Genomic DNA, 26,001 nt, shown 5'->3' on the forward strand with positions numbered 1-26,001 from the left:
TAGCCATAAGGTTCACTTTAGGTAAATATTTTTTGCTGTAATATTTGGTACAAGCTTGGACTTCTCATTATGACTGAATTAATATTCAAGATTGATGGGAAATTAAGTGTGGAAAGCTACACAATAACAAAGGTAAACTTATTATTTAACAGTGAACAAAACTTATATATGTGAAGTAAAGGAAGGCTGTCTTCGTATTAGAAGACAGCTTTTTGATTTTATTAGTAAAAAGTAGTGAAAATAAAAGATTAAGTTACTTGTCCAAGCATTTTGTATTTAAATACATATAATGCTGGTAGTTATTTGAAATTTTTATAAAAAAACTGATTGGAGTGAACATTGTAAATGGATGATTTAAATAAATTCTCTTCCTTTAAGTTTGATAAGGATCAAAAGAATATAATTATAGACCTTTTACTCTCAGATATTTTTAATAGGCATGGGATAAATGAAGAAAAATTAAAGAATTTATCGCCAGAAAAAAAGCAGCAAATTAAAAGTATTGTTTCTGAAATACAATCACAGGTTAATAGTTATTTAGATTGAAAGGGGGTGAACTTATGGAAAAAACATGTCATTCAGATGGAAATAAAAAGTGGAGTGCATTAGATTCTTCAAATCCTCATCCGTCTTTTAAAAACGCTAATGTTTCAGAAGCTGCTGCACAAGAAAGTAAAACTTATCAAATTTCTGAAGAATCTATTACAATAGTAGATTCAGCAGATGTAGAAGTTACTACTACAGATACAAAAGCTGCGTTATCTATTCAAGCAGCTTTACAAGCAGCTATTGTGGTTATAATAAGTATTTCTATAGCAGATAGTGAAAAAGCTGACCGTGTAGCACAAGAATTGTTTCAAAAATCATCTATTAAACAAGTTAATAAACAAGAAACTGTTATTAGAAATTCTAGAAATGTTACAGTTACGACTACAGATACAGACATAGCAGTAAATGTTCAAATTCTTCTCCAAATTTTATTAGCTTTACTAGTAAAATTAAATATTTTATAAAATGTTTAACCTTTTTTAGATATAGTGCATCTTACAGGTAAATATTCACTATTTTAATTATAGTACAGGCTATAAATATTTATCATAACTGGACTAATATTCAACATCACCAAAGTATGAATGTAAACAAACAATGTGATGGAAAATAAAGTTTGGTTATTTTATGAAAATTGAAAAGCCATTTCCTTTATTGGATTTGGCTTTTCAATTTTAAACAGTATAAATTTGAAAAGATAATATTAAGTTAAAGAAGTAAAATATACTGATACAAAATACTTATAAATTTACTCGTGTTATAGAAAATAATAAGAAAAAGGTGTTTAAAATAGAATCATTTTCATTAACAGTTCAAGTTTTGAAGAATAGTGCATACAATATAAAGTGTTTTCCTTTCTTCATTTAAGTTTTACGTATATAATTTAAAAGTACTATTTTTATTTTATTATTTTATATTTATAACAGAATAGAGGTTTAAAAATGGGTGTTAAAATCATTACGGATAGTGCGGCGGATTTACCAGTAGAATTGCTGCAAGCATATGATATTGATTTAATTCCACTCCGTGTATATGATGAAGCAGAAACAGAGTATTTAGATGGAGTAACATTAGAGTCAGTTACATTATTGCAAAAAATGAGAGAAGGCGCTGTTTATAGAACGTCATTGCCTTCACTTGAAACTTTCCAAGAAAAATTTGTTTCTTATGCAAAAGAAGGTAACCCTTGTATATATTTAGCTTTTTCATCTGAACTGTCTGGTACATATCAATCATCAGTTGTCATTAAAGAGGAAGTAAAAGAAACATATGTAGATTTAGATTTAGAAATTATTGATACGAAATGTGCTTCGCTTGGTCAAGGTCTTGTCGTTTTAGAAGCTGCTAAAATGGCAAAAGACGGCGCATCAAAAGAAGATATTTTAAACCGTGTCGCTTTTCTAATGAACCATATGGAGCACATCTTCACTGTAGCTGACTTACAGTACCTTGTTAGAGGTGGACGTTTAAGTAAAGTAGCTGGTTTTATCGGTGGTTTACTAAACATTAAGCCTATCTTAAACGTGGAAGAAGGAAAACTTGTACCACTTGAAAAGGTACGAGGGAAAAAGAAAGTATTAAGCCGTATTGTTGATATTATGGAAGAGCGTGGTAAAGACCTTAAAGGTCAAATAATCGGTATGACTCACGGTGACGATTTAGAAACAGCTGAAGCATTAAAATCATTAATTACGGAAAGATTCGGTTGTGAAGTATTTATCGTAAATACAATTGGTGCAGCAATCGGAGCACATACAGGTCCTGGCGTTATAACGTTATTTTTCTTAAATGAAGTAGAGTAAAGGATTGATCTTTTGATCAATCCTTTTTTATTTTTTAATCTGTGATAATCGGTCGATATGGTATTGATGAAGATGAAACCTTTGAAGTTAGCCTATATCAAATGCAATCTTGTAGAGGGAGTATTTTTTTTATGTGGAATGATACTTTATGGTAGAAGAAAAGAGTATAAATAAGAATGTATTTATAGGAATCTGAATATTTAAGGATATCGAAATTTTTTCATTTCATATATAATTGTGTAGGAAGAAATATCTGTAACTATTTGTAAAAATAGGAGGCGGCTATAAAAATGCAAGAAATTGCTAGATGGGATTTAAATCGATTGTATTTGAATGAGGATATTCTATTTCCGATTTTAGAGTTGAAAAAGCAATATTTTGTAACAAAAGATGTAGAGGTTCTTTCAAAGCTTATACAAGCTATTGAAAAAGCAGAATACTATTTGTACTGTCAATCGGTTGAAGAAAGTGTTTCATCTGACCTTACTAAATTGAATGTGAAAGTGAAGGAACTAAAAAGTGAAGTACAGCAAATAATAAAACATAGTGAAGTAGAAACTTCCGATAATATTAATACTAAGTTTATAAAAAATGAACTTAGTGCGTGGGAAAATATGTACATACAATTACGGGATAGGATAGAAATAGAGCACAATAATAAACAATTATCCTTTGGACAAGCAAATAATATTGCAATGAATAGTGAAAATGAAAAGGAAAGATTAGAAGTATTCGAGTTACTTACAAATACTTTACATAAGGAAAAAGAAATCTTTGCTACTGTATTAAATCAAATAGGGAGATTGCGTAATGCAAAGAGTAGTGAAATAGAAGATAGAGAGATTTTAACACAATCTTTTCATGCGAATGGCATTTCAGAAACTGTATTATTCCAAATGTGGAATGCGACAGAAGAAAACCTTGATAAATTAGTAAGTGCTTTAAACGTGTATAAGAAAGGGAAAGTTTCAATTACATGGCATGAACTTATGACGGTAAAGGAAAGTAATGAGGTCATGATTCCTTTTTCAGTAGCAATACAAAACGTTTATGATGCATGTAAGAATATTGATGAAGAATTAGCAGAATTTGCACGTAATGCGATAGAAAGTGGTTGGGTAGATGCTGAACCGAGAGAGAATAAACCACCAGGTGGGTTTTGTGCTCCATTTTTCAGTGAGAAAGAATCGCGAATTTCCATTCGTTATGATGGGAGTATAGATAGTGTAAGAGTGCTCGCTCATGAATTAGGACATGCTTGGCATTTTTATAATATGAGTTTTGAACAATCTACATCTTTTTTAGATGATTATTTGCCAATGAGTACGGCTGAATCAGCATCTATTTTCTTTGAAACGGTACTCTTAAATTATCTAATTGAAACAACGGATAGTAAAGATACGAAAAAGTCATTACTTAGCTGGAAAATAAGAAATAGTTTTAATTATGTAATGGCAATACGAGCATCGTATCAGTTTGAAAAAACATTTTATGAAAAATGTAAAGAGGGTCCTTTAAGTGCTGATGAAATTGAGAAATTATCTATAATTGCACAAAAAGAAGCTTATGGAAATGCTTTAAGTGAATACCAGCCGTTTGTATGGATGAAATATATTCAATTTTATATAGCAGATGTTCCTTTTTACAATTATCCATACACATTTGGATATTTAGTAAGTTTTAGTTTATTAGAAATAGCTCAAGAAGGTAAAAGTACTTTTCATTCGAAATATAAAGAGTTTTTACGAGAAACAGGAAAGGCTCCAGTGGAAGAGCTTATGAAAAAACATTTTGAAATAGATATAAGAAATTATGAATTTTGGAATAAAGCTTTTATTCAAATTTCTAAAGACATTGATGAATATTTGCAGCTTATGTAAGGGGAGAGTATAGTGGATCAGCAGTTTATAAAAGGTATACCTTTTTCAACTTTAGAATATGCAAAAGCTATAAGTTTATTAAAAGGTTGGCTACATGAACAACAAGAGAAACCAAGGTTTGTAGTAACTGCAAATCCTGAAATTGTTATGTCTGCAAAGGGAAATACGGGAAAATCAAAGCAGTTTAAAAAGATGTTACTATCTGCGGATTTAATAACAGCGGACGGGATTGGTGTCATAATTGGCTCGAAAATATTAAAAGGAACTTTGAAAGAACGTGTTACTGGGGCGGATTTAACTCACGATTTAATAAAATATTGTAACGACAATGAATATCGTGTCTTTCTTTTTGGAGCCGCTCCAGAAAGTAATAAAAAGGCATTAGAAAAATTAAATGAGCAGTTCCCAGGAGCACAGTTTAAAGGACAGCATGGATTTGTAAATGGTGAAGAAATAGAAGAAATAAAAATGAAAATTAAGCAATTCAAGCCGCATTTACTACTCGTAGGACTAGGTTCACCAAAACAAGAAGAGTTCATCTATGAAAACATACAAACATTAAACGTTCCGCTATCTATTGGTATCGGAGGCATGATTGATATAATATCTGGTACTGTAAAAAGAGCACCAAAAATAATGAGGGATACTGGAACTGAATGGCTGTATAGGTTACTCTCACAGCCGAAAAGGTTAAAGAGACAACTTGTACTTCCGAAATTTTTATTGTCGGTTATGTTAGAGAGAGTGAAAGGAATGCCAAGTTAAGAAAGGACAAGTAAGATGATAGAGCCGTTATCTAATGAAAAAGCTACAATGATTTTTCAAGAGCTGAAAGTAGAATGTGAAACTTTATTTGAATTTAAAATTCGAAATGCAATACCTATTCATCGTGGTTGGCTAAATTTGAAGTGGAAACTCGAAACGGATGCAGGGGATTTTGTATTAAAGCAATATAATCAAGAACGGTACAAAATGTATAACTCAGACCTTTTAATACAAGCATTACAACAACAGCAAAGATTACATAATAATGGTGTAAGTTGTCCAAAGGTATTAATTTATAAAAATAATGTAATGCATATATCAAAAAGTGATGAAAGATTTATAGTATTAGAACATAAGGAAGGTAGCTTAGTTTCACCAGGAAAAGTGAATCAAAAGGAAATTCACTCTCTTGGTCAGACGATAGGTTATATGCATAACTTGTTAAATGATGGCTCTTTAATAAAAGGAGAAAATCCTAAATTTGTTCCACCTACTAAAGAGGCAAGATTGAAACATTGGGAAGATAAAAGGAGAGAAGTAGAGAAGCTAGGAAAAGAGCACATTCTCCCTTATATAAAATTACAGCAAGAAGCAACACAATTGGTAAATACAGAACAATTTCATAATAGCCAACGGGCATGGGTGCACCGTGATTTATGGGTAGATAATTTCTTGTTTCTTAATGATAAAGTATCAGCGATTCTTGATTTTGATCGCATGGATTACGATTATGTAGAGTTAGATATTGGCCGTGTAGTTATATCGTGCGCATTAAGTGACGGAGTATTAAATAAGAGTCTTGTTGCATCATTTTTAGAAGGGTACCGCAATGAAGTAGACTTTCCAGTAGGGAATATTGTTCGGGCAATTCAAATGCTTTGGTACATGGAGAGTACTTGGTGGATCCATGCCAATATGGATCAGCATAGTGTACCACCTTCACGCTTTGCAGATGAAATGAATTGGATAGCTGAAAATTATGGTGTATTACATAATATATTGGCCGACTTATAAATAAAGAGGAGACTACATACATGAACAGAACCGGCATTATTGGAGCAATGCAAATTGAAATAGATTTACTTTTAGAAAAACTAGTTATACAAGAGGAACAGACAATAGCGGGAATGCCTTTTTATATTGGAGAATTCATGGGAATAGAAGTAATTATTACACGTTCTGGTGTAGGGAAAGTAAATGCAGCTGCATGCGCGCAAACATTAATTCATAAATTTGATGTAGACTCTATCATTAATACGGGCGTTGCTGGCGGATTACATTCAGATGTAAAAGTCGGCGATATAGTTATTTCAACTAACGTTACTCATCATGATGTAAGTAAAACTCAAATGAAAAATTTATTTCCGTTCAAGGAAGAATTTATCGCAAGTAAGGAATTAATAGAGTTAGCACGTAAAGCTTGTATTAGTAGTAGTTTACAGATTGCAGTTCATGAAGGAAGAATTGTCAGCGGTGAATGTTTTGTTGAAGATTCAAAGTTAAAGGCGAAATTAATAGACGAATACGCACCTCATTGTACAGAAATGGAAGGGGCAGCAATTGGACATGTTGCCTACATAAATGATATACCGTTTCTCATTATAAGATGTATTTCTGACAGCGCAGATGATGAAGCTCAAATTTCTTATGATGACTTCGCGAAAACTGCTGCGAATTATTGCTCAGAAATTATTATTGAGATGCTTAAAAATATAACGAGTAAAACTGTACTATAGTTCAAAAGGAGAGAATGAGATGTTACAAGCATTAATTTTTGATATGGACGGAACGTTATTTCAAACAGATAAAATTTTAGAATTATCATTAGATGATACTTTCAATCACTTAAGATCACTACAATTATGGGATACAGTAACACCAATTGATAAATATAGAGAAATTATGGGTGTGCCGTTACCGAAAGTTTGGGAAGCTTTATTACCGGACCATTCTATTGAAGTAAGAGAACAAACAGATGCATATTTTTTAGATAGACTTATTGAAAACATAAAAAGCGGAAAAGGCGCTTTATATCCAAATGTAAAAGAAATATTTACATATATAAAAGAAAATAATTGTTCAATTTACATTGCTAGTAATGGTTTGAAAGAATATTTACGAGCAATCGTAACTTATTATGCTTTAGACAAGTGGGTGACTGAAACGTTTAGTATTGAACAAATACAATCGTTAAATAAAAGTGACTTAGTTAAAAGTATTATGAACAAATATGATATAAAAGAGGCAGCGGTAGTTGGTGACCGGCTATCTGATATAAATGCAGCGAAAGACAACAGTTTACTTGCAATTGGATGCAATTTTGATTTTGCGCAAGAAGAGGAACTTGCTCAGGCTGATATAGTAATAGATGATTTAATAGAGTTAAAGCGGATACTGCCTGCTGTACAGAGATAAATAAAGTGTGTGCATTTTTTTCGAGTCCTATATGTCTTATTTTATGGAGGGGAATATGCTTAAAAATAATTTTAAAATTAGTAATATTCCTGCGGTTTTGTGGGGAGAGAAGAGTGAAAAAGTTTTTATTGCAGTACATGGAAATATGTCAAATAAGGAAGATGCAGTTATTCAAATATTAGCTGAAGAAGCCAATCGAAAAGGTTATCAAGTATTAAGCTTGGATTTACCTGAGCATGGAGAAAGAAAAAATGATAACACTCCTTGCAAAGTACAGTTTTGTGTTAGTGAATTATCTATAATTATGAACTACGCAAAAGTACATTGGAAAGAAATAAACGTATTTGCATGTAGTATGGGGGCGTATTTTAGTCTTTTAGCTTATCAAAATGATGTGCTAGAAAAGGCATTATTTTTATCACCAGTAGTTAATATGGAACGGATTATTGAAAATATGATGAAATGGTTTAATGTAACACCGGAGCTTTTGCAAAAAGAAATGACTATAGAGACACCTATTGGTCAAAAGTTATATTGGGATTATTTATGCTATGTAAAAGAGCATCCTATTAGTACATGGAATACAGATACATATATTATGTACGGAGCTAAGGATGAACTGTGTGAACTTGAAACTATTAACTATTTTACAAAAAAACATTGTTGTGAATTAGAAATTATGGAGACGGGTGAACATTACTTTCATACCGAAGAACAGTTAAAGATATTTGAACAGTGGTTACACAAACATATCGATTAACAAATTATAATTTATCTTGAACCTGTTAGAGAAGAATGAGGAATATATAAACTGATAGTATATTTGAGAGAAATTATAAATGGTGAATGTATACACTTAAACAAACAGATGCTTTAGTTCAATAAGAATTAAACAACTTTAAAGAGCCTTACGACACACTAGATTGTAACAAGGCTCTTATATTTTCATAATAAAATTAATCAACTGTATTATCGATTTACATATGAAGTGAAGTATATGCATACTATGAATTAAATAAAGTAACAAGCATAAAAATGCTCAGAATAAATGATTCTCGAGCATTTTTAGGTATTTTCGTACTTAGGGGGAATGGACTTGAAAGATATACATATTCAACAAATAGAAAATTTAATGGAATATGAATTCAGTCATCTCGTTCAAGACAGTGAAGAAGAGGGCTTTAATTTCCTTATAAGGCTAATAAATGAATATAAAAACAAAATAAATGTATTCAATAAAACTGGAGAATGTTTATATGGTGTTTTCCAAGGTGATATGTTAATTGGAGTTGGAGGTTTAAATGAGGATCCGTACACAAAAGACAATAAGATTGGACGGTTAAGGAGATTTTATATTTCAAGGGATTATCGGCGTATAGGGTTAGGGAACTTATTATTAAACCAACTATTATGTCATGCGGAAAAGTATTTTGAAGTGATTGTTTTACATGCTGACACGAAGCAAGGGGATGTGTTTTATACTGCAAATGGATTTGTAAAAGGGGGATTATATAAGGGATCGAGTCACTACAAACTATTATAGAGATTGCTATCCAAAGAATAGCTACGGACAGGGTTTTTGTTGGTAAATCGATATATCTTAAAAATCGCTGATATATATGAAGTTGCGACCCTTATATTAAAAAACAACTTTTATAATTTCATTTACTAAATTGTTATTATAAAAAAGAGCACCTTAGCTTTTAAAATTTAGCTTATAAGGTGACTCCTTTTCAGTCAATTACGTTTTAACGTTCATTTGTTTCAATAATAATCCTGGTTTACCTTTTACATAATAAAAATGTGGATTATTTTCATCATCATAAAGCATAATATAAGGCTTTTCATTTAGTGGGAGCAGTATAAGTACCTCGTCTATTGTAGTGTGTAACCATTGATTAGTAATAGAAACCGGCTTAGATAATGGGATTTTTATCATATAGCCATCTTTTGGAACGACATTTAAGTTTTTAAATGGACCGGTTATTGCTTTAGCGTATTGAACTGCTTCTTTTTGGATTACTGGATCTAAAGATTGTTTTTGAATGACCATTTCTTTTTGACAATCAAATACTTCAATTTGTTGATTGGTTTTTGCGAACGCATTTGTTGATAATAGAAATAAAAGAAGAGAAATGACCCCGATTTTTTTTATCATAATACAACACCTCACCATTACTATCCCCTCAAAAGCTTTAAATATTTTTCTGTCACATTCATGTAACAAAGATGTTGTATGATACAATTGGTTTTTGTTTAAAAGCAATGGAGGAAAAAATATGAAAGTTTTAATTGCAGATGACGAACAAGATATGTTAAGAATTTTAAAAGCTTATTTTGAAAAAGAAGGTTTCGAAGTTTTATTAGCGAAAGACGGAGAGGAAGCACTTCAAATGTTTTATGATGAAAAAATTGATTTAGCAATTTTGGATTGGATGATGCCGAAACATAGTGGTATTACTGTCTGTCAGGAAATAAAAAAGAATTCAAGCGTAAAAGTATTAATGCTTACGGCGAAAAGTGAAAGCGAAGATGAATTAGCGGCGCTTCAAAGTGGGGCAGATGAGTACGTAAAAAAACCATTTCATCCAGGAGTACTAATTACACGAGCGAAAAAACTTATTCAGCATGATGATATTATTCAAGTACAAGATGTAAAGATAAATTTCGCCAAAAATAAAGTATATAAAAATGATATAGAGTTAGAAATTACAAAAACAGAGCTCGAATTAATAAAATGCTTTTTAAATCATAAAGGAACGATTTTAACTCGTAAAAAATTGCTAGATATGGTATGGGGATTTGACTATTTTGGAGAAGAGAGAACGGTTGATACACATGTAAGAAGGCTGCGTAAAAAAATTGGAGAAAATATTATTAAGACGCATCGCGGGCTGGGCTATAGTTTGGAGGAACAAAGTGAATAAACTTGGGAAAAAGTTATTTTTCAGCATTTCTGCAACTGTTATTCTCATCTTTATGATTTCATTATTATTCATTAACAATCTCTTACCGAACTATAATATTTATAAAACACGTGAAAACTTAAATAAATTTACAACACAAATACAAAATACAACAGTGGGAAATATAGAGGATGTTATTCATAAAATTGAAAGTGAAAACAACGTTACAATTGCGTATACACCGATTAATCAGTCAGAAGATGCTATGAACGAAGCGTTACGCATGCAACTTACGAAAAAGAAAGTAACTTTAAATAAACTTTGGATTACGAAAGACGAAGTCATGAAAGTGAAGACGGAAGGGCAATCGAATAAACTGTACGATCAAGGAAAGGTAAAATCGAGTTTTTTTGCTAAATATATTGCGAAGGATGATACGATAATTTTAATTGGGACTTCCATTGCGAATTCAAATGAAATTATAAATACGTTAAATACATTTTACTTATACATCGTATGTTTCTCGCTCCTTCTTATTATTTTACTTGTGTGGATACTTTCAAAAATAATAACGACGCCACTGAAAGAGCTAAGTGATGTAGCTCAGGATATTTCACATTTGCAGTTTAAAAGAACGAAAGTGAAAACGAATGATGAAATAGGAGAGTTGGCCAATAGTATTAATATCATGAGTGAAAAACTACATGAAGCACATCAAGATTTAACTGATCGTAATGAACATTTAAAACGATTTATGGGTGATGTAACGCATGAATTAAAGACACCGATCGCATTAGTAAAAGCATACTCTATGGGGATTAAAGATGGATTAGATGATGGGACTTACGTAGATACAATTATTAAACAAACAGATCAAATATCAAACTTAATTGAAGAACTATTACGATTTTCTAAACTAGAAAGAGATATTTTACAAAAAGAAGAATTCCCCATTGAACCACTTGTCCAGAGTATATTAGATAAGCATCAGATTGAACTGGATTCGAAAGAAATTAACTTGCAAGTAAATTGTAATACGGGCGATACAATCGTTTATGCAGATTTAAATAAAATGAGAATGGTATTTCAAAATTTAATTTCTAATGCGATAAAATATACAGCAAATCAAAACATAATAATTACATTAGAAGATAGAAATAAAAGTATATATTTCCAAATAAAAAATGGCATTCATACGGATAAAATTAAAGATATCGAGAAAATTTGGGAGCCTTTTTACGTATTAGAATCTTCTCGTAGTAAAGAAAAATCAGGTACAGGATTAGGTCTAGCGATAGTGAAAAGTATTTTAGAAAGGCATGGTTTTGAATATGGAGTTTCCTCTATAGATGGAGAAATTCAATTTTATATAAATGTGAAAAAGGACTGATGAAAATATTAGTCCTTTTTACAGCTTTAGAGATTAGCGATACAGGATGAATCACCATAATTTTCAAAATTGATGTATTAAATGGAGAATTAGCAAATGTTCTACTTTCATTAAATTCACGTGAAGTTCACAGGGAAACGTTATATTTACATAGTTATATTTGAATTTAATGAAGTGAGGTATTCAGATTTGAAAAGAAAGAAATTAGTAATTGGTAGCATTTTAATGGGTATGACGTTATCTTTATCTGCATGTGGTTCATCAGATAATATTGTAACTACAAAATCAGGAAGTATTTCAGAAAGTGATTTTAACAAAAAATTAAAAGAAAACTACGGTAAACAGAATTTATCTGAAATGGTAGTAGAGAAAGTATTAAATGATAAATATAAAGTTACGGATGAAGAGATAACGAAACAACTGAAAGAATTAAAAGACAAGATGGGCGATAATTTTAATACATATATGGAATCTAATGGTGTGAAAAATGAAGATCAGTTGAAAGAGAAATTAAAGCTTACTTTCGCTTTTGAAAAAGCTATTAAAGCAACCGTAACGGAAAAAGATATTAAAAATCACTATAAGCCAAAGCTTCAAGTTAGCCATATTTTAGTGAAAGATGAAAAGACAGCAAAAGAAATTAAAGAAAAATTAAATAGTGGCGAAGATTTCGCGGCATTGGCTAAACAATATTCAGAGGATCCAGGTTCTAAAGAAAAAGGTGGAGAACTATCTGAATTTGGACCTGGTATGATGGTGAAAGAATTTGAGGATGCTGCGTATAAGTTAGAAGTTGGTCAATTGAGTGAACCTGTTAAATCTTCTTTCGGATATCATATTATTAAGCTAACGGATAAAAAAGAGCTTAAACCGTATGAGGAAGAGAAAGAAAATATTCGTAAAGAATTAGAACAGCAACGTATACAAGATCCTCAATTCCATCAACAAGTTACTAGAGATCTGCTTAAAAATGCAGATATAAAGGTATCTGATAAAGACTTGAAAGATACCTTTAAAGAGTTAGAAAAATAATAAATGGAATGTAAGACAATCGATAGAAATATCGGTTGTCTTTTTCTCTATTTATCCCGCTATTTGCCGGGCAGTAAGACCCCCACTTCAAAATTCAGGGGAAGCAAAGAAGTTAGGAGGGGGCCCTGCTGCTCGTAAACGCCCGATTGGTGAGTGCTGATTAAAGTTTCACTTTATAAAGAAGGGGGGAGTGGGAAAATACTTTCACACCTGCATTAAATTTTACTTAATAAGAAATCTTTGAGTTTCTCAACTTTTATATAAAAATAAAACTGAATTTTCAGTTATTTTGTTATATAGTAAAAGAGAACGAATAAGGGGAGGGAACATTTTGAGTAAAAAGAAAATGGCAATTACACTGTCAGCAATGCTATCTGCAACAATTATACCTAGCTTTACTATGAATGTGCATGCAGAGAAGAAGGAAGAGACTAAAAATACGAAAATTGAATTAGAAAATGGGATGACAAAGCCGATTTATTCTCTCGATGAAGCTATTATCGAAAATTTATATGTAGAGACAGAAGTTGATAGTGATCGCGACGGTAAGAAAGACAGAGTATCGATAAAAGTTATGCGTCCAAAGACAAATCCGAATGTGAAGGTTCCTGTTATTTATGAAATGAGTCCATATCGATCTGGATTAAAAGATGTTCCTGTATATAATGTAGATGAAGAATTGTATGCGTATGAAGGAAAACCGTATGGAGCGGTTAATCTTGGTTCGTATGGGAACTATTACGTGCCAAGAGGTTATGCAGTTATTCTAGGCGAAAGTATCGGTACTGGAAAATCAGATGGATGTCCTACAACTGGAGATGAGCAAGAGATACTCGGGACAAAATCTGTTATTGATTGGGTAAACGGTCGTGCGAAAGCATTTACAGAACAGGGTGAGGAAGTTCAGGCAAATTGGTCTACAGGAAATGTAGGTATGACTGGAGTTTCTTATAATGGTACATTACCAAATGCTGTTGCGACTACTGGAGTTGAAGGTTTAAAAACAATTATTCCAATCGCAGCAATTAGTAGTTGGTATGATTATTATCGTGCAAATGGTGCAGTCATTGCTCCAGGCGGATATCAAGGAGAAGATACAGATAATATGGCAGAAGCAGTACTGACAAGGGAAAATCCTGAAGTTTGCGGACAAGTTATAAAAGAGTTAACGGCTGGACAAGACCGAAAAACAGGTAATTATAATGATTTTTGGGATAAACGTAACTATGTAAAAGATGCTAAAAATGTAAAAGCGAGTGTATTTGTTGTTCATGGTTTAAACGATTGGAATGTTAAGACGAAACAGTTCGCGCAATGGTGGGAAGCACTTGCGGAAAATAATGTTCCTCGTAAAATGTGGCTACACCAAGGTGGTCATGGTGGGACATCAAGTAATAACTGGCAGCAAACACAAAATAAATGGTTAGATTATTGGTTATACGGAATTGAAAATGGAATTATGGATGAACCAATGGTTGATGTGCAAAGAGAAAATAAATCGTGGCAAAAGATAAAAAATTGGCCAGATCCAGAGGCTGTACCTTCAAAAATCCGTATGTATTTAAGTAATAAATCAGTCAATTTGCCATTAAGTATGGGATCGGCTAATAAAGTTTTCTCATTCGTAGATGATGCACAAATGAAATCAAATCAATTAGTAGCAAACCCAGAAGTAGAAGTAGCAAATCGATTAGTATATACAATGCCTGTACTGCAAAAAGATACGCGTATAAGTGGTACACCAAAGATTTCAATTACAGGAAATATTGATCGATCTGTATCAAATTTAACAGCATTACTTGTTGACTATGGAGGAGCGAAGCCGGAAATCGTAACGAGAGGCTGGATGGATCCACAAAACTTAAAGAGTATAGAAAATTCAACAGCGATTCAACCGGGCAAAGATTATACATTTACATGGGACATGCAGCCAGATGATTATGTATTTAAAGTGGGGCATCAAATCGGAGTTGTTTTAATTGCAAGTGATTATGATTATACAATTAGACCGAAAGGTGGCACGAAACTTACAGTGAAATTAAGTGAAGTGACATTGCCGATGGTGAAATAAATATTTTTTCTAAAGAGCTTACTAAAGTAAGCTCTTTAATTTATAGTCTGAATTTTTAATTTTTATATTTCAAATTGGAAGGTTATGTAATACAATATCATTATATTCTATGGAAAGTGAGTGATATATTATGACAGTCAGCTCTTTCAAAATCTCATTAAAATTCGAGGTACAGGAAGATTAGTTGAATTGAAATCTTCCGTACGTAAAAACGGAGGAGAAAATAAATGTTTAGTTTTTATAGTACACTTTGTACGGAACTGTATGATTACACAAAGCCTGTCGGTTATTCTTTAAATGGTGATATTGAGTATTACAAAGAACGTTTAAAAGATTGTAGAGGAAGAATCCTCGAAGCTGCAGTAGGTTCAGGGCGTGTCATCATTCCGCTTCTAGAGGCTGGTTTTAAAGTGGATGGGATAGATTATTCACCTGAAATGCTAGATTCTTTCCGTAAGCGCTGTAAAGAGAGAGGCTTACATCCTAATTTATATGAAGGAAGCTTGCAACAATTGTCACTTCCGCATAAATATGATGCAATTATCATTCCTACTGGATCTTTTTGTTTAATTGAAAATCGTGTGGATTCTATAAATGCATTGAAATGTTTTTATGAACATCTTAATCCAGATGGACGATTAATTGTAGATATTATGCTTCCGCATGACTGGAAGACTGGGGGAATTCATACATCGACTTTCTCTTTGCCGAGCGGAGACGGAATCACATTAGAAAATAAATCAATTGAAATAGATTGGCTGAACCAAGTTACTGTATCATATTTGAAATATGAAAAGTGGAGTAAAGGACAGTTAGTACAAACAGAACTACAACGCTTTGCGGTACGTTGGTATGGGATAGAAGAGTTTAAACTTCTGTTAGAAAGTATAGGTTTCTCTAATTTTACTTGCTCTGCTGAATATGCTTATAAAAACGAACCGTCAAATGCAAATCAAATGTTTACTTTTGAAGCTGTGCGAAAAGAATAGAACTAATACTATGAATAAAAAAATTAGGCAATCGATTCAAAATCGGCTGCCTTATTTTTAATTTTATGTAATTGTTTATAGAGAAAGATCGGAGGGAAATAAATGAAACTTATATTAATATTTGGCCCACAAGCAGTTGGGAAAATGACAGTGGGTCAAGAATTAGCAACATTAACCGGTTTAAAACTTTTTCATAACCACATGACAATAGATTTAGTAAGTCCAATTTTTGATTACAGTACGACAGAAGCAAAAAGACTAGTAAGTTTATTTCGTAATGAAATATTTGAAGAAGTATCTAAAAGTCATTTATCTGGAATGATTTTTACGTATATATGGGCATTTGACCTCCAATCGGATTGGGATTATATACATCATGTAGAAAGTATTTTTGAATCAAAAGGTGGGACAGTGTATTTTGTAGAGCTGGAAGCGGAATTAGATGAAAGATTAGAACGGAATAAAAGTCCGAATAGATTAGAACATAAACCGAAAAAAAGAGATATTGAGTGGTCTGAAAATAATTTGAAAGAAACGATGAAAAAGCATAGATTAAACTCTCTTCATGGTGAAATTGAAAAAGAAGAGTATATAAAAATTAATAACACGTATTTGAGTGCAAAAGAAGTAGCGGAAATGATTAAAGAGAAGTTTCAATTGTAAAATTTTCGAAGTCTATTTCGTTTCCATTGTCTAAGCATTCTCCTACTAATTACATATACTATTTATGTTAAAATCGGTCGCTATTTTAAACAGGACTGCTATTTTAATATATATATAACTATACAGGGAAGAGGGGAGAATAAATTTGGAAAACGTAGAACAAGATAGAATTGAAAATCAAGTGTATTCAAATCGTGTAGTAAGATCAGAATTTGATTCGAATTGGGAAACTTGTATATCAAAGAGTGGTTATGTAATTTATGTAGCAACAAGTAATAATGCTGAAGTAATAGTGCTTCTTGCAGATGGTTCAAGTAAATTATTAATTTTTGAAAAAGGCGGTAAAGTAGTAGTAGGTGGTGGTGGAACAAGTCATTACAGTAAGCCGCATATTGCAAGAAATATTTAAGGTAAAACATGTTAATTGAGAAGAAGCTGGAAGACGGTTAGTCATTCATATTTAGAGAATGACTAACCGTTTTTAAATGTAGTTTTTGAAGAATTATATAAGCAATATAAAAAGCATTTCCTATTTCGGCAAATGCTTTTTATATGTTATAGTATAATAGTGTCTTAAAGCAATGCTATTTTAATATATTTCAAATTTTGTTGTGTATTATTTTTATATTAAATTAGCACCTAAAGTATTTTTTTATATAAGGAGTAATAATTAGAGAAATGAAAAATATAGACTTTATACTAGAAAGTGATGAGGCATTAAAACCGTCTGAACGATTAGTACTATTATTATTAGAGAAGCATAGAATGTTATATACGAACGATCTATTGGCATTATCAAATTTATCATATAAAACACTAACAGATTCATTAACGGCGCTTGTTTTAAAATCGTATGTGTTAAAGGAAACAGGTAAGGGAAGAAGACAGAATTGCTATAGATTAGTATGATAAGGCAGCTGTTTTAGAAAGTTTTACATACGTTTTTTCAATCGTAAGGCGAAAATAAGTTTTTGTTTTCAAATGAAAAACTTAGTGTAAGAGGGACTAAAATAGTAGTGTTTCATTTTTGTAAACGTAATTATTTCGTCATTGAAAATACAAAAATAACATAAACCGCATAAAACAGAAATAAAAAAACAATCCATTTTAAAAATGGATTGTTTTTTTATTGGAATAATATTATTTGATATGTTGAAAGCATGAATAGCACAGAATAAACATTACCTGTTTTAGTTCATGCAACTGAACGAATATGATGAAAACTATGTGTATAGTTTTTTTAATTGCTTTTTTCAGTAACTCTAATGAAATCATAGTCTTCATAGTTTAAAGGTATTATTTTTAACATTATTGCTATTCAACATTAAGCACAAAAAAGTAATGTATAATATTATTATGTAAACTTAAGGTTTTAAAAGGAAAATGTAATAATTAATAGAACATGTAGAAGGGGGATGCTTAAATACTATGAAGGATGGGAGATTATTATGGAGCATTTACAATCAATAGCACAAGCTGTTATAAGTGGTAATAAGGAAAAAGTAGTGGAGTTTATAAAGCCGAGTCCAAGTATTGTTAACGAATGTAGTGAAGATGGCTGGACACCACTTCATTTAGCAGCTTATTTTGGACAGAAAGAAATAGCGAGTTTTCTTTTAGAAAGCGGTGCAGATATACATAGTAGAGCAAAAAACGAAAATGAAAATACACCTTTGCAAGCGGCAATTGCGAACAAGCAAAGTGAACTTGTCGCTTTCTTAATTGAAAAAGGATCAGATGTAAATATTATGCAAAGTGGTGGCTGGACAGGACTCCACGAAGCAGCATTATTAGGAAATGAAGAAATAATTATGTTACTCCTTAAAAATGGAGCTAATAAGATGATTAAGAAAAATGATGGGAAAACAGCGTATGATATTGCATTAGAAAAAGGATATGACCATCTTTTACATCATTTGAAACAGGAAGTGAACTTATGATGAATAAATGGAGTGTTGGTATATTTTTATTTAATGAAGTAGAAGTGTTAGACTTTGCAGGGCCATTTGAAGTTTTTTCTGTAACTGAGGTGAATGAAGAAAAACCATTTACTGTTTATACAGTTAGTGAGAATGGGGAAATGATTACAGCAAGGAACGGATTGAAGGTACAGCCGGATTATAGTATTGAAAATTTACCGCTAGTGGATATTTTAATAATTCCGGGTGGGCTAGGTGCTAGAGAATATGAAATAAAAAATGAAATAGTAATAAAATGGATTCGCCAGCAAATGAAAGAAGTAAAGCTGATGACTTCAGTTTGTACAGGAGCGTTATTACTGGCGAAAGCAGGTTTACTAGAAGGTTTAAAAGCAACAACACATTGGGCTAGTATTGAAAAGTTTAAAAATGAGTTTCAAAATGTTGAAGTTATAGAAAATGTAAAGTTTGTAGATGAAGGACATATTATAACATCTGCCGGAATTTCAGCTGGAATTAATATGGCATTTCATATTGTGAAAAACTTGTTAGGTGTGCATGTTGCGGAGGACACAGCGAAACGAATGGAGTATGATATTAGTTTGCCAAATTAAAAAGCTCGGATTGGGCTTTTTATATTGAATGAATATAGTTAAGCTCTTCATCACTCAAAATAGGGCGAACAGATGCATTTGCATTTTCTTGTGCTTGCGTTCCTGACTTCGCACCAGGAATTACAACACTTACTGCCGGATGAGAGAGTACATAGCGAAGTGCAAGTTGCCCTAGGGTCTGATTTTTATTTGAGAGCAACCGAAGTTTCTTTACGGTTTGTAAGTCTTCTTGAAACCAAGTTTCATTTGGCCAATCTTTGCGTAAATCTCCATCTGGAAAAATTGTTTTATTTGTGAATTTTCCAGTTAAAATGCCCATTTTTAATGGACCACGAATAACAGCTCCTAGATTTTTCTCTTGTAAGAATGGTAATATATCTTTTTCTGGTTTTCGATTTAATATATTGTAATCAAGTTGTACGATATCAATTTCGTTGTTGTTATTGAAATGATGAATGTATTGTAAATCATGAGTCGAAACACCGACTGCTCTTACTTTGCCATCACGTTTTAATATGTCAAATGCACGTAGAAATGCTTCGGTTTCTCTACGATTATGCCACCAAATATGACAAAAATAAAGATCAATATAATCTGTTTGAAGACGTTGTAAACTTGTTTCAAATGCGGCGATGATTTTTTCGGGAGTATCATATACAGGAACGCCATTAGGGTCGTAGTGATGTCCGATTAAACCACCTTTCGTTGATAGGATAATATCATTACGATGTCCTTTAATCGCGGTAGCCACCAACTTTTCACTATGTCCTAAACCATACACATCCGCAGTATCAATAAAATTCACACCACACTCAATGGCTTTTTTTATAGCAGTTATAGATTGTTTATCGTTAACAGGTCCCCATTCATCACCACCGATTGCCCATGCCCCAAAACCTATTTCAGAAACAGTTATTCCAGTTTTGCCTAATGTGCGGTAATGCATATTTCCCCTCCTTGTAAGCATGTTATAACATGGATATGTAGGGAAGGAATTTTGTGTGTAAAAAAACTCTTCTACAATAGTAGAAAAAGAATTACAGAAACTACTATTTTATAGCAGCATGTATAAAAAAAATCGGTGTAAATATGGAAATGTCGTCGAATGCTATCTTTAATTGGTTAATTTATGGGATATTTTTGGGAAGGAGTTTATTTTATAAGAATAGAATCTAGTCTAGTAAGAAAACGTGCCGATGGTAGTGAAAAATATGGGTTAGGGGGATTTGAATGAGGAAACTCAAACGAGTAAATGTTCCTAATATACCAGAGCAATTATCACAACCTAGTGACAAGCTTAGGATAAATAAAAAGAAGTTAAGGCGACTTATTTTAATGGTCCTTTTTATTGCAGCAACTACTTTGTACGTTCAATATATTTTAACGAAACAACAAGAAGTAATTGATAAGAAGAAAGATACGATTACGGATCAAAAGGAACAATTAGTATCTTTAAAGAAAGATAAAGATTCTTTAAAGACTAACATAGAAAATTTAACAGACGATGAGGAAGAAATTTTGAAGTTTGCGAGAAAAGAGTATCAATTTTCTAAGTCAAATGAAACTATATTTGTGATGCCCAAGTAATGAAAAAAATAGTTAGCCATCGCTAACTGTTTTTTTTATGTATGAATGTCATGGTACAAGGAACAATCACATATTGTAAAAATGAAGAGTTTAAGCTATTTTCATAAATATGGAATATGCACTAAAATAAATGTTGTTAAAATTCTGTCAATTGTATTATAATACAAGGTAAGCGGATACATTTTTTAATCAACGTTGAGTTCCTCGCTCATACGACTATTAAGAAACCCGTTATCCTCGTATACGAAAGGAAGATAGCTGTGTACGCTTCAAATACAATTTATATCGTAGGGGATGCGAAAGCACCTCAAAATAATCCCATTACTGAAAAGTTTAAAAGCTATTTCGTAGCATTTGTACTTGTTAAGGATACAGGGGAAATTGTAGATGCAGACTGCTCAGCGACAATTGCATTAACATCTCAATTTGTTAAATATTTATTTCTACATAAAAATATAAATGACCCGGCGTTAGTAATGGAAGTAAAGAACCGATATTTCGGCTCTTCTCAAAAAGCGTTACTTGTAGCGCTAAAAGATGCACAGAAAAAATATAATCAGATTGCTGCTTTGTCTACTCAATCATAGACAAAATCCAGCCGTAAGAATCATTCTTATGGCTGGATTTTTTTATTTCACATTATCGTCCTACATCAAAAGTAAACGAAAACAAAGTAGGGAGATAGGAGGGTAAAAGCCCAATAGGTTTACCTAATAATCTGTGGGTATAAATCTCCGGTGGATTAAAATTTCACTTCATTGGAGAACGAAAGGATGAACGAAATGAAAATTACAGATGTAAAAGTAAATCGTAGACGTGTAAAACTTCATACACCGTTTAAAACCGCACTTCGTACTGTAACAGAAATTGAAAGTATAGATGTTTATATTCATACAGACGAAGGAGTGATTGGTAAGGGGGCTGCAGCCGCAACACCAGTTATTACGGGTGATTTCACCAGTGGAATGGAAGAAGCGATTTTAGGACCGATGCGTTCATGTTTAATTGGTCAAGATATCATTCAGTTTCAGCAGTTACTACAGCGCATTCAAATGAGTTGTATTGGAAATTCAAGTGCGAAAGCAGCGGTAGATATCGCTTTATATGATGTATATTGCCAATATCAAAATGTACCGTTATATGCATTGTTAGGCGGGAAGAAAGAAATTTATACCGATATTACAGTGAGTGTGGATGAGCCTGTATTAATGGCAAAAGAAGCGAAGAAACATATAGAAAAAGGATTTCAAACATTAAAGATTAAAGTGGGTAAAGAGGCGTATTTAGATTTGGAACGTATTGAGGCAATTCGAAATGTGGTACCAAGAAATACGACATTACGTTTAGATGCGAATCAAGGTTGGAGTCCAAAAGAAGCGGTCTCTATCATTCAAGAGATGGAAAATCGTAATTTAAATATAGAATTTATTGAACAACCAGTACACGCGAAAGATTGGGATGGGTTAAAGTACGTCAAAGATCGTGTGCAAACGCCAATTATGGCCGATGAAAGTATATTTTCAGCAAGTGATGCATTAAAGCTCGTTCAAGGAAGATATGCAGACTTCATTAATATTAAATTAATGAAATGTGGTGGCATACGTGAAGCATGGCGTATTGCAGATATCGCAGAAACAGCTGGTGTGAAGTGTATGGTGGGAAGCATGATGGAATCTTCACTTTCCGTTAGCGCTGTTGCACATTTAGCGGCAGCGCATCCTAATATACATTATTTTGATCTTGATGCACCGCTTTGGTTAATGGAAGAGCCGGAAGGAATGACTTATTCTGGATCAAAGGTAAACCTTCAATCGACAGTGAATAGTAAGTCTTAGGAGAAGAGACTAGGAAACTATCTTTTAAGGGGGATATATATGAAAAAAGTAGGAACTGCATTTTTAACAACTTTATTTATATTTTCATCGTTTACATCGGCAAATGCTGAAGAAAAGAAGGATAATAAAGCATTTATAGATGTATCTGCTGCAACGTTATGGACAGCACCTGATTCATTAAGGCCAATCGATACACCGAGTGCAACAAATCCAGTGGATCTATGGAAATGGACGAAATCAATGACACTTGACGAGAAACTATGGTTAACAAATGCAAATAAATTAGAAACACAAGCGTTACTCGGTCAAGAAGTAACTGTTATTGATAAGAAAGGCGAGTGGGTGAAGGTATTAGTGCACGGACAGCCAACACCACGAAATGAAGAAGGTTATCCGGGCTGGATGCCTGAAAAGCAATTAACATATAATCAAGAATTTGCAGATAAAACAAATGAACCTTTTGTGTTAATAACAAATCCAACAGCGATTTTATATATAAATCCTTCTGAAAAACATAAATCACTTGAAGTTAGTTATAATACAAGACTGCCGTTATTAAGTGAAGACACAATTTCATATCGTGTATTGTTGCCAAATGGTCAGAAAGCATGGCTACGAAAAAATGATGGAACAGTTTACCGTTCTCAAACTGATATTCCAAAACCGACCGCTGATGATTTAATTAACACAGGGAAAATGTTTTTAGGTTTACCGTATATATGGGCTGGTACAAGTGGTTTTGGATTTGATTGCTCTGGCTTCACGCATACGATCTATAAATCGCACGGCATTACAATTCCGCGAGATTCTGGACCGCAATCAAGAGCAGGGGTTGCAGTTGATAAAGAAAACCTACAAAAAGGAGATTTAATTTTCTTTGCACATGATCAAGGGAAAGGTAGTGTCCATCACGTTGCAATGTATATTGGTGATGGCAATATGATTCACTCACCAAGAGCTGAAAGGTCGGTAGAGATTATACCGCTAAATACACCAGGATATATAGAAGAATACGCTGGTGCTCGTCGTTACTTACCTTAAAAATAGAGGGGGGGTTTTAAATGAAAAAAGTTGTTCGTTACTCATTAGTTAGTACTCTATTAGTTTCTTCATTTTTAGTTGGTTGCGCAAAAGAAAAAACTGCAACAGAGCCGAAAGATGAGAAGAAAGTATTACAGTTACTAGAAACGGGTGAAATTCCGTCGTTAAATTCAGGGAAAGTAACAGATGCGGTCTCGTTTAACGTTTTAAATAACGTAATGGAAGGGCTATTCCGTCTATCGAAAAATGATGAAGTAATTGAAGCCGGCGCACAAAAATATGAAGTGAGTAAAGATGGAAAGACATATACATTCCAATTGCGTGATGCGAAATGGTCTAACGGAGATCCAGTAACCGCTCATGATTACGTATATGCTTGGAAGCAATTGATTAATCCAGATACCGCTTCTCAATATGCATACATTGCGTACGATGTGAAAAATGCTGAGAAGATAAATAAAAAACAACTAGGTCTAGATGAATTAGGAGTAAAAGCGAAGGATGATAAAACATTCGTCGTAGAGCTAGAACATCCTGTACCGTATTTTACGAAATTATTAATTTTACCATCCTTCTATCCAATTAACGAAAAATATGCGAAAGAGCAAGGTGATAAATACGGATTAGAGGCAAATAAAGCGGTATATAATGGACCGTTTACATTATCAGAGTGGAAGCATGAAGCGAGCTTTACAATGAAGAAAAATGATAAGTATTGGGATAAAAAAGAAGTGAAGTTAGATGAAGTAAACTATCAAATTGTTAAAGAAATTTCAACTGCGGTAAATTTATACGAAACAGATAAAGTTGATAGAGCTGTCATTTCAACTGAATTCGTAGATAAATATAAAAATAATAAAGAGCTAAAACAATACACAGATCCAGTTATGTACTTCTTCCGATTTAATGAAAATATACCGATTCTTAAAAATAAAAATGCACGTCTTGCGCTAAGTATAGTTTTTGATAAAAAGGGACTCGCAGATTCATTTTTAAATGATGGATCGGTTGCAGCAAACTATTACGTACCAAAAGGATTTTTAAAGGGCCCAGACAAAAAAGATTTTAGAAGTACGGCAGGTGAGTTTAATAAAACTGATGTAAAAAAAGCGAAAGAATATTGGGAGAAAGCAAAACAAGAGACAGGTACAAATGAAGTGACGTTAGAACTATTAAACTATGACTTAGAAAACTTTAAAAAAGTTGGAGAGTACATTAAAGAGCAGCTTGAGAAAAACTTACCAGGCTTAAAAGTGAATGTGAAATTACAACCACATACGCAAAAATTAGCACTTGAGAAGAAGAAAGAATATGAAATGTCGTTATCACGCTGGTTACCGGATTATCCAGATCCAATGACTTACTTAGAAGTATTCCTTTCTGGAAGTAGCGTCAATAATACAGAATATGCAAACCCAGAATATGATGCGTTAATTAAGAAGATTAAAACAGAATTAGGTAATGATGAAAAGGCTCGCTGGAAAGCAATGCAAGATGCTGAAAAAATGCTACTTGATGATGCAGTAATTGCACCGGTATTCCAGCGCGGATTATCTTACTTACAAAAATCATATGTGAAAGATTTATATGTACATCAATTTGGTCCAGCTACAAGTTTAAAATGGGCAGATGTACAAAAATAAAAGAATGGGGAAACAGACTTCACGTATGTGATAGTCTGTTTTTTCTTATTTAAAGTTAGAAAAATGGTTCATGGTATAATTTATTAGTCTGTAAACAGTATTTGGAGGGAAAATGATGTCTATGTTTGAAGAAGAGAAAGTAATTTATACAAAAAGATTATTTATGAGGAAACCAATTGTAGAAGATATTGATCAGTTTTATAACATATTAAAAAAAGATACTGTTGGCAAATGGCTGGCTAAATCAAGAGGAATGTCGAAGGAAGAAACAAATGATTATATTGGGCAACTTATCTTACATTGGGAACAGTATGACTTCGGGGTATGGTTGTTATTTAATAGTGAAACAGGAAAGCTTTTAGGACATTGTGGTTTAAGAAAGGTAGATGAAACAGGTGAAATAGAAATTATGTATCTCCTTGACCCAGAACATTGGAGGAATGGGTATGCATTAGAAGCAGCAGAGGCTTCTATTAAATATGCAATAGAGACTTTGAATGTAACAAGAATAATTGCTAGAGTTAAAGTAGCAAATGAGAGCTCGAAAAAACTTTTACGAAAGCTCGGGTTTATATATACTCATGAAGTTAATCATAACGGGCGCTTATTATCATATTTTGAACTCCATACATCATCCAAAGAATTCTAGACATTTCATATGTTTTTTCATTGTTAAAAAATAAAATTATTAGTAAAATTCCAGTGTGAAATTTATGTATAATCTTGTATAATTAACGTGTTTCTATGGAAACATTTTCTTGCGCTATTTATATAGGACTTAATAGAACAAGGAAGGAAATACATACATGTATATAATAGATAAATAGAATGGAACATGTATAGATAAAAAGGAGAGAAAAGATGACGTGTCAAAAACAAGGGTTACAATTTAATAACGAT

At 32.5% G+C, this 26,001-nt stretch carries 28 protein-coding genes; 26 read left to right on the forward strand and 2 right to left on the reverse strand.

The window, feature by feature from the left end; genetic code table 11:
* Window positions 1–345: 345 nt before the first annotated feature.
* The 10 genes from C4S65_RS11230 (at window position 346) to C4S65_RS11275 (ending at window position 8,954) form a co-directional block, all read left to right on the forward strand.
* Window positions 346–546, forward strand: a complete 201-nt coding sequence (locus tag C4S65_RS11230) for a hypothetical protein (RefSeq protein WP_000342254.1) — start codon at window positions 346–348, stop codon at window positions 544–546.
* A gap of 14 nt (window positions 547–560) precedes the next feature.
* Window positions 561–1,013, forward strand: a complete 453-nt coding sequence (locus tag C4S65_RS11235; protein ID WP_061666577.1) for a spore coat protein — start codon at window positions 561–563, stop codon at window positions 1,011–1,013.
* Window positions 1,014–1,490: 477 nt separating this feature from the next.
* Complete coding sequence (locus tag C4S65_RS11240) at window positions 1,491–2,351, forward strand: DegV family protein (protein WP_000538279.1); 861 nt, start codon at window positions 1,491–1,493, stop codon at window positions 2,349–2,351.
* A gap of 290 nt (window positions 2,352–2,641) precedes the next feature.
* Window positions 2,642–4,231, forward strand: a complete 1,590-nt coding sequence (locus C4S65_RS11245; protein WP_001155366.1) for a M3 family metallopeptidase — start codon at window positions 2,642–2,644, stop codon at window positions 4,229–4,231.
* A 12-nt stretch (window positions 4,232–4,243) separates the two neighbouring features.
* Window positions 4,244–4,996, forward strand: coding sequence for a WecB/TagA/CpsF family glycosyltransferase (locus C4S65_RS11250; protein WP_000372661.1), 753 nt, complete (start codon window positions 4,244–4,246; stop codon window positions 4,994–4,996).
* A 15-nt stretch (window positions 4,997–5,011) separates the two neighbouring features.
* On the forward strand, window positions 5,012–6,010 hold the full coding sequence (locus C4S65_RS11255) for a phosphotransferase (RefSeq protein WP_098517002.1): 999 nt from the start codon (window positions 5,012–5,014) through the stop codon (window positions 6,008–6,010).
* Window positions 6,011–6,030: 20 nt separating this feature from the next.
* Complete coding sequence (locus C4S65_RS11260) at window positions 6,031–6,732, forward strand: 5'-methylthioadenosine/adenosylhomocysteine nucleosidase (protein WP_001082283.1); 702 nt, start codon at window positions 6,031–6,033, stop codon at window positions 6,730–6,732.
* 19 nt (window positions 6,733–6,751) lie between these two features.
* On the forward strand, window positions 6,752–7,411 hold the full coding sequence (locus C4S65_RS11265; protein WP_000938427.1) for an HAD hydrolase-like protein: 660 nt from the start codon (window positions 6,752–6,754) through the stop codon (window positions 7,409–7,411).
* 55 nt (window positions 7,412–7,466) lie between these two features.
* Complete coding sequence (locus C4S65_RS11270) at window positions 7,467–8,171, forward strand: alpha/beta hydrolase (protein ID WP_098285674.1); 705 nt, start codon at window positions 7,467–7,469, stop codon at window positions 8,169–8,171.
* Between the two features lie 336 nt (window positions 8,172–8,507).
* Window positions 8,508–8,954, forward strand: coding sequence for a GNAT family N-acetyltransferase (locus C4S65_RS11275; RefSeq protein ID WP_000651678.1), 447 nt, complete (start codon window positions 8,508–8,510; stop codon window positions 8,952–8,954).
* 198 nt (window positions 8,955–9,152) lie between these two features.
* Here the strand turns inward: C4S65_RS11275 and C4S65_RS11280 are convergent, their stop codons facing one another.
* A complete protein-coding gene (locus C4S65_RS11280; protein ID WP_000591758.1) occupies window positions 9,153–9,569 on the reverse strand; it encodes a hypothetical protein in 417 nt (138 codons plus the stop codon).
* A 121-nt stretch (window positions 9,570–9,690) separates the two neighbouring features.
* Here C4S65_RS11280 and C4S65_RS11285 point away from each other — a divergent pair, with 121 nt between their 5' ends.
* The 10 genes from C4S65_RS11285 to C4S65_RS11330 all read left to right on the forward strand — a co-directional run bounded on the left by C4S65_RS11285 (window position 9,691) and on the right by C4S65_RS11330 (window position 18,995).
* Entirely contained in the window at window positions 9,691–10,338 is a 648-nt protein-coding gene (locus C4S65_RS11285) for a response regulator transcription factor (RefSeq protein ID WP_000865985.1), read from the forward strand.
* On the forward strand, window positions 10,331–11,707 hold the full coding sequence (locus C4S65_RS11290) for an ATP-binding protein (protein WP_001037227.1): 1,377 nt from the start codon (window positions 10,331–10,333) through the stop codon (window positions 11,705–11,707). The genes C4S65_RS11285 and C4S65_RS11290 overlap by 8 nt, the downstream gene beginning before the upstream one ends.
* Before the next feature lie 189 nt (window positions 11,708–11,896).
* Window positions 11,897–12,739 (forward strand): peptidylprolyl isomerase PrsA, encoded by an 843-nt coding sequence (locus C4S65_RS11295; protein WP_042973340.1) that lies wholly within the window; start codon window positions 11,897–11,899, stop codon window positions 12,737–12,739.
* A gap of 331 nt (window positions 12,740–13,070) precedes the next feature.
* The gene (locus C4S65_RS11300; RefSeq protein ID WP_098517001.1) at window positions 13,071–14,810 is read left to right on the forward strand and encodes a Xaa-Pro dipeptidyl-peptidase; all 1,740 of its coding nucleotides are present in this window, start codon (window positions 13,071–13,073) and stop codon (window positions 14,808–14,810) included.
* 227 nt (window positions 14,811–15,037) lie between these two features.
* Complete coding sequence (locus tag C4S65_RS11305; RefSeq protein WP_103945229.1) at window positions 15,038–15,799, forward strand: class I SAM-dependent methyltransferase; 762 nt, start codon at window positions 15,038–15,040, stop codon at window positions 15,797–15,799.
* 102 nt (window positions 15,800–15,901) lie between these two features.
* Window positions 15,902–16,462 carry an AAA family ATPase gene (locus C4S65_RS11310; protein WP_000767069.1) on the forward strand — a complete coding sequence of 187 codons (561 nt, stop codon included), beginning with the start codon at window positions 15,902–15,904 and terminating at the stop codon, window positions 16,460–16,462.
* 145 nt (window positions 16,463–16,607) lie between these two features.
* Entirely contained in the window at window positions 16,608–16,871 is a 264-nt protein-coding gene (locus tag C4S65_RS11315) for a hypothetical protein (RefSeq protein WP_000432429.1), read from the forward strand.
* Window positions 16,872–17,140: 269 nt separating this feature from the next.
* Entirely contained in the window at window positions 17,141–17,371 is a 231-nt protein-coding gene (locus C4S65_RS11320; protein ID WP_000789031.1) for a hypothetical protein, read from the forward strand.
* Between the two features lie 539 nt (window positions 17,372–17,910).
* Window positions 17,911–18,402 (forward strand): ankyrin repeat domain-containing protein, encoded by a 492-nt coding sequence (locus C4S65_RS11325; protein WP_116365921.1) that lies wholly within the window; start codon window positions 17,911–17,913, stop codon window positions 18,400–18,402.
* Window positions 18,399–18,995: a DJ-1/PfpI family protein gene (locus C4S65_RS11330; protein ID WP_061667187.1), complete on the forward strand. Its 597-nt coding sequence runs from the start codon at window positions 18,399–18,401 to the stop codon at window positions 18,993–18,995. The genes C4S65_RS11325 and C4S65_RS11330 overlap by 4 nt, the downstream gene beginning before the upstream one ends.
* 19 nt (window positions 18,996–19,014) lie before the next feature.
* Here C4S65_RS11330 and C4S65_RS11335 read toward each other — a convergent pair whose 3' ends face one another.
* On the reverse strand, window positions 19,015–19,941 hold the full coding sequence (locus tag C4S65_RS11335) for an aldo/keto reductase (protein WP_098838730.1): 927 nt from the start codon (window positions 19,939–19,941) through the stop codon (window positions 19,015–19,017).
* Window positions 19,942–20,225: 284 nt separating this feature from the next.
* On the opposite strand from C4S65_RS11335, the gene C4S65_RS11340 reads away from it, so the two are divergent.
* The 6 genes from C4S65_RS11340 to C4S65_RS11365 all read left to right on the forward strand — a co-directional run bounded on the left by C4S65_RS11340 (window position 20,226) and on the right by C4S65_RS11365 (window position 25,750).
* On the forward strand, window positions 20,226–20,582 hold the full coding sequence (locus C4S65_RS11340) for a septum formation initiator family protein (RefSeq protein WP_001228726.1): 357 nt from the start codon (window positions 20,226–20,228) through the stop codon (window positions 20,580–20,582).
* Between the two features lie 260 nt (window positions 20,583–20,842).
* Entirely contained in the window at window positions 20,843–21,169 is a 327-nt protein-coding gene (locus tag C4S65_RS11345) for a DUF3870 domain-containing protein (RefSeq protein WP_000271314.1), read from the forward strand.
* Window positions 21,170–21,355: 186 nt separating this feature from the next.
* Window positions 21,356–22,417: a dipeptide epimerase gene (locus C4S65_RS11350; RefSeq protein ID WP_001004553.1), complete on the forward strand. Its 1,062-nt coding sequence runs from the start codon at window positions 21,356–21,358 to the stop codon at window positions 22,415–22,417.
* Window positions 22,418–22,456: 39 nt separating this feature from the next.
* Entirely contained in the window at window positions 22,457–23,458 is a 1,002-nt protein-coding gene (locus C4S65_RS11355; protein ID WP_061667189.1) for a C40 family peptidase, read from the forward strand.
* A 20-nt stretch (window positions 23,459–23,478) separates the two neighbouring features.
* Window positions 23,479–25,101, forward strand: a complete 1,623-nt coding sequence (locus C4S65_RS11360) for a peptide ABC transporter substrate-binding protein (RefSeq protein ID WP_098472064.1) — start codon at window positions 23,479–23,481, stop codon at window positions 25,099–25,101.
* 115 nt (window positions 25,102–25,216) lie between these two features.
* Window positions 25,217–25,750: a GNAT family N-acetyltransferase gene (locus C4S65_RS11365; protein ID WP_061667191.1), complete on the forward strand. Its 534-nt coding sequence runs from the start codon at window positions 25,217–25,219 to the stop codon at window positions 25,748–25,750.
* The last annotated feature ends 251 nt before the right edge of the window (window positions 25,751–26,001 follow it).

This window comes from Bacillus sp. ok061 (assembly GCF_900108285.1).
Classification (GTDB): Bacteria; Bacillota; Bacilli; order Bacillales; family Bacillaceae_G; genus Bacillus_A; species Bacillus_A thuringiensis_S.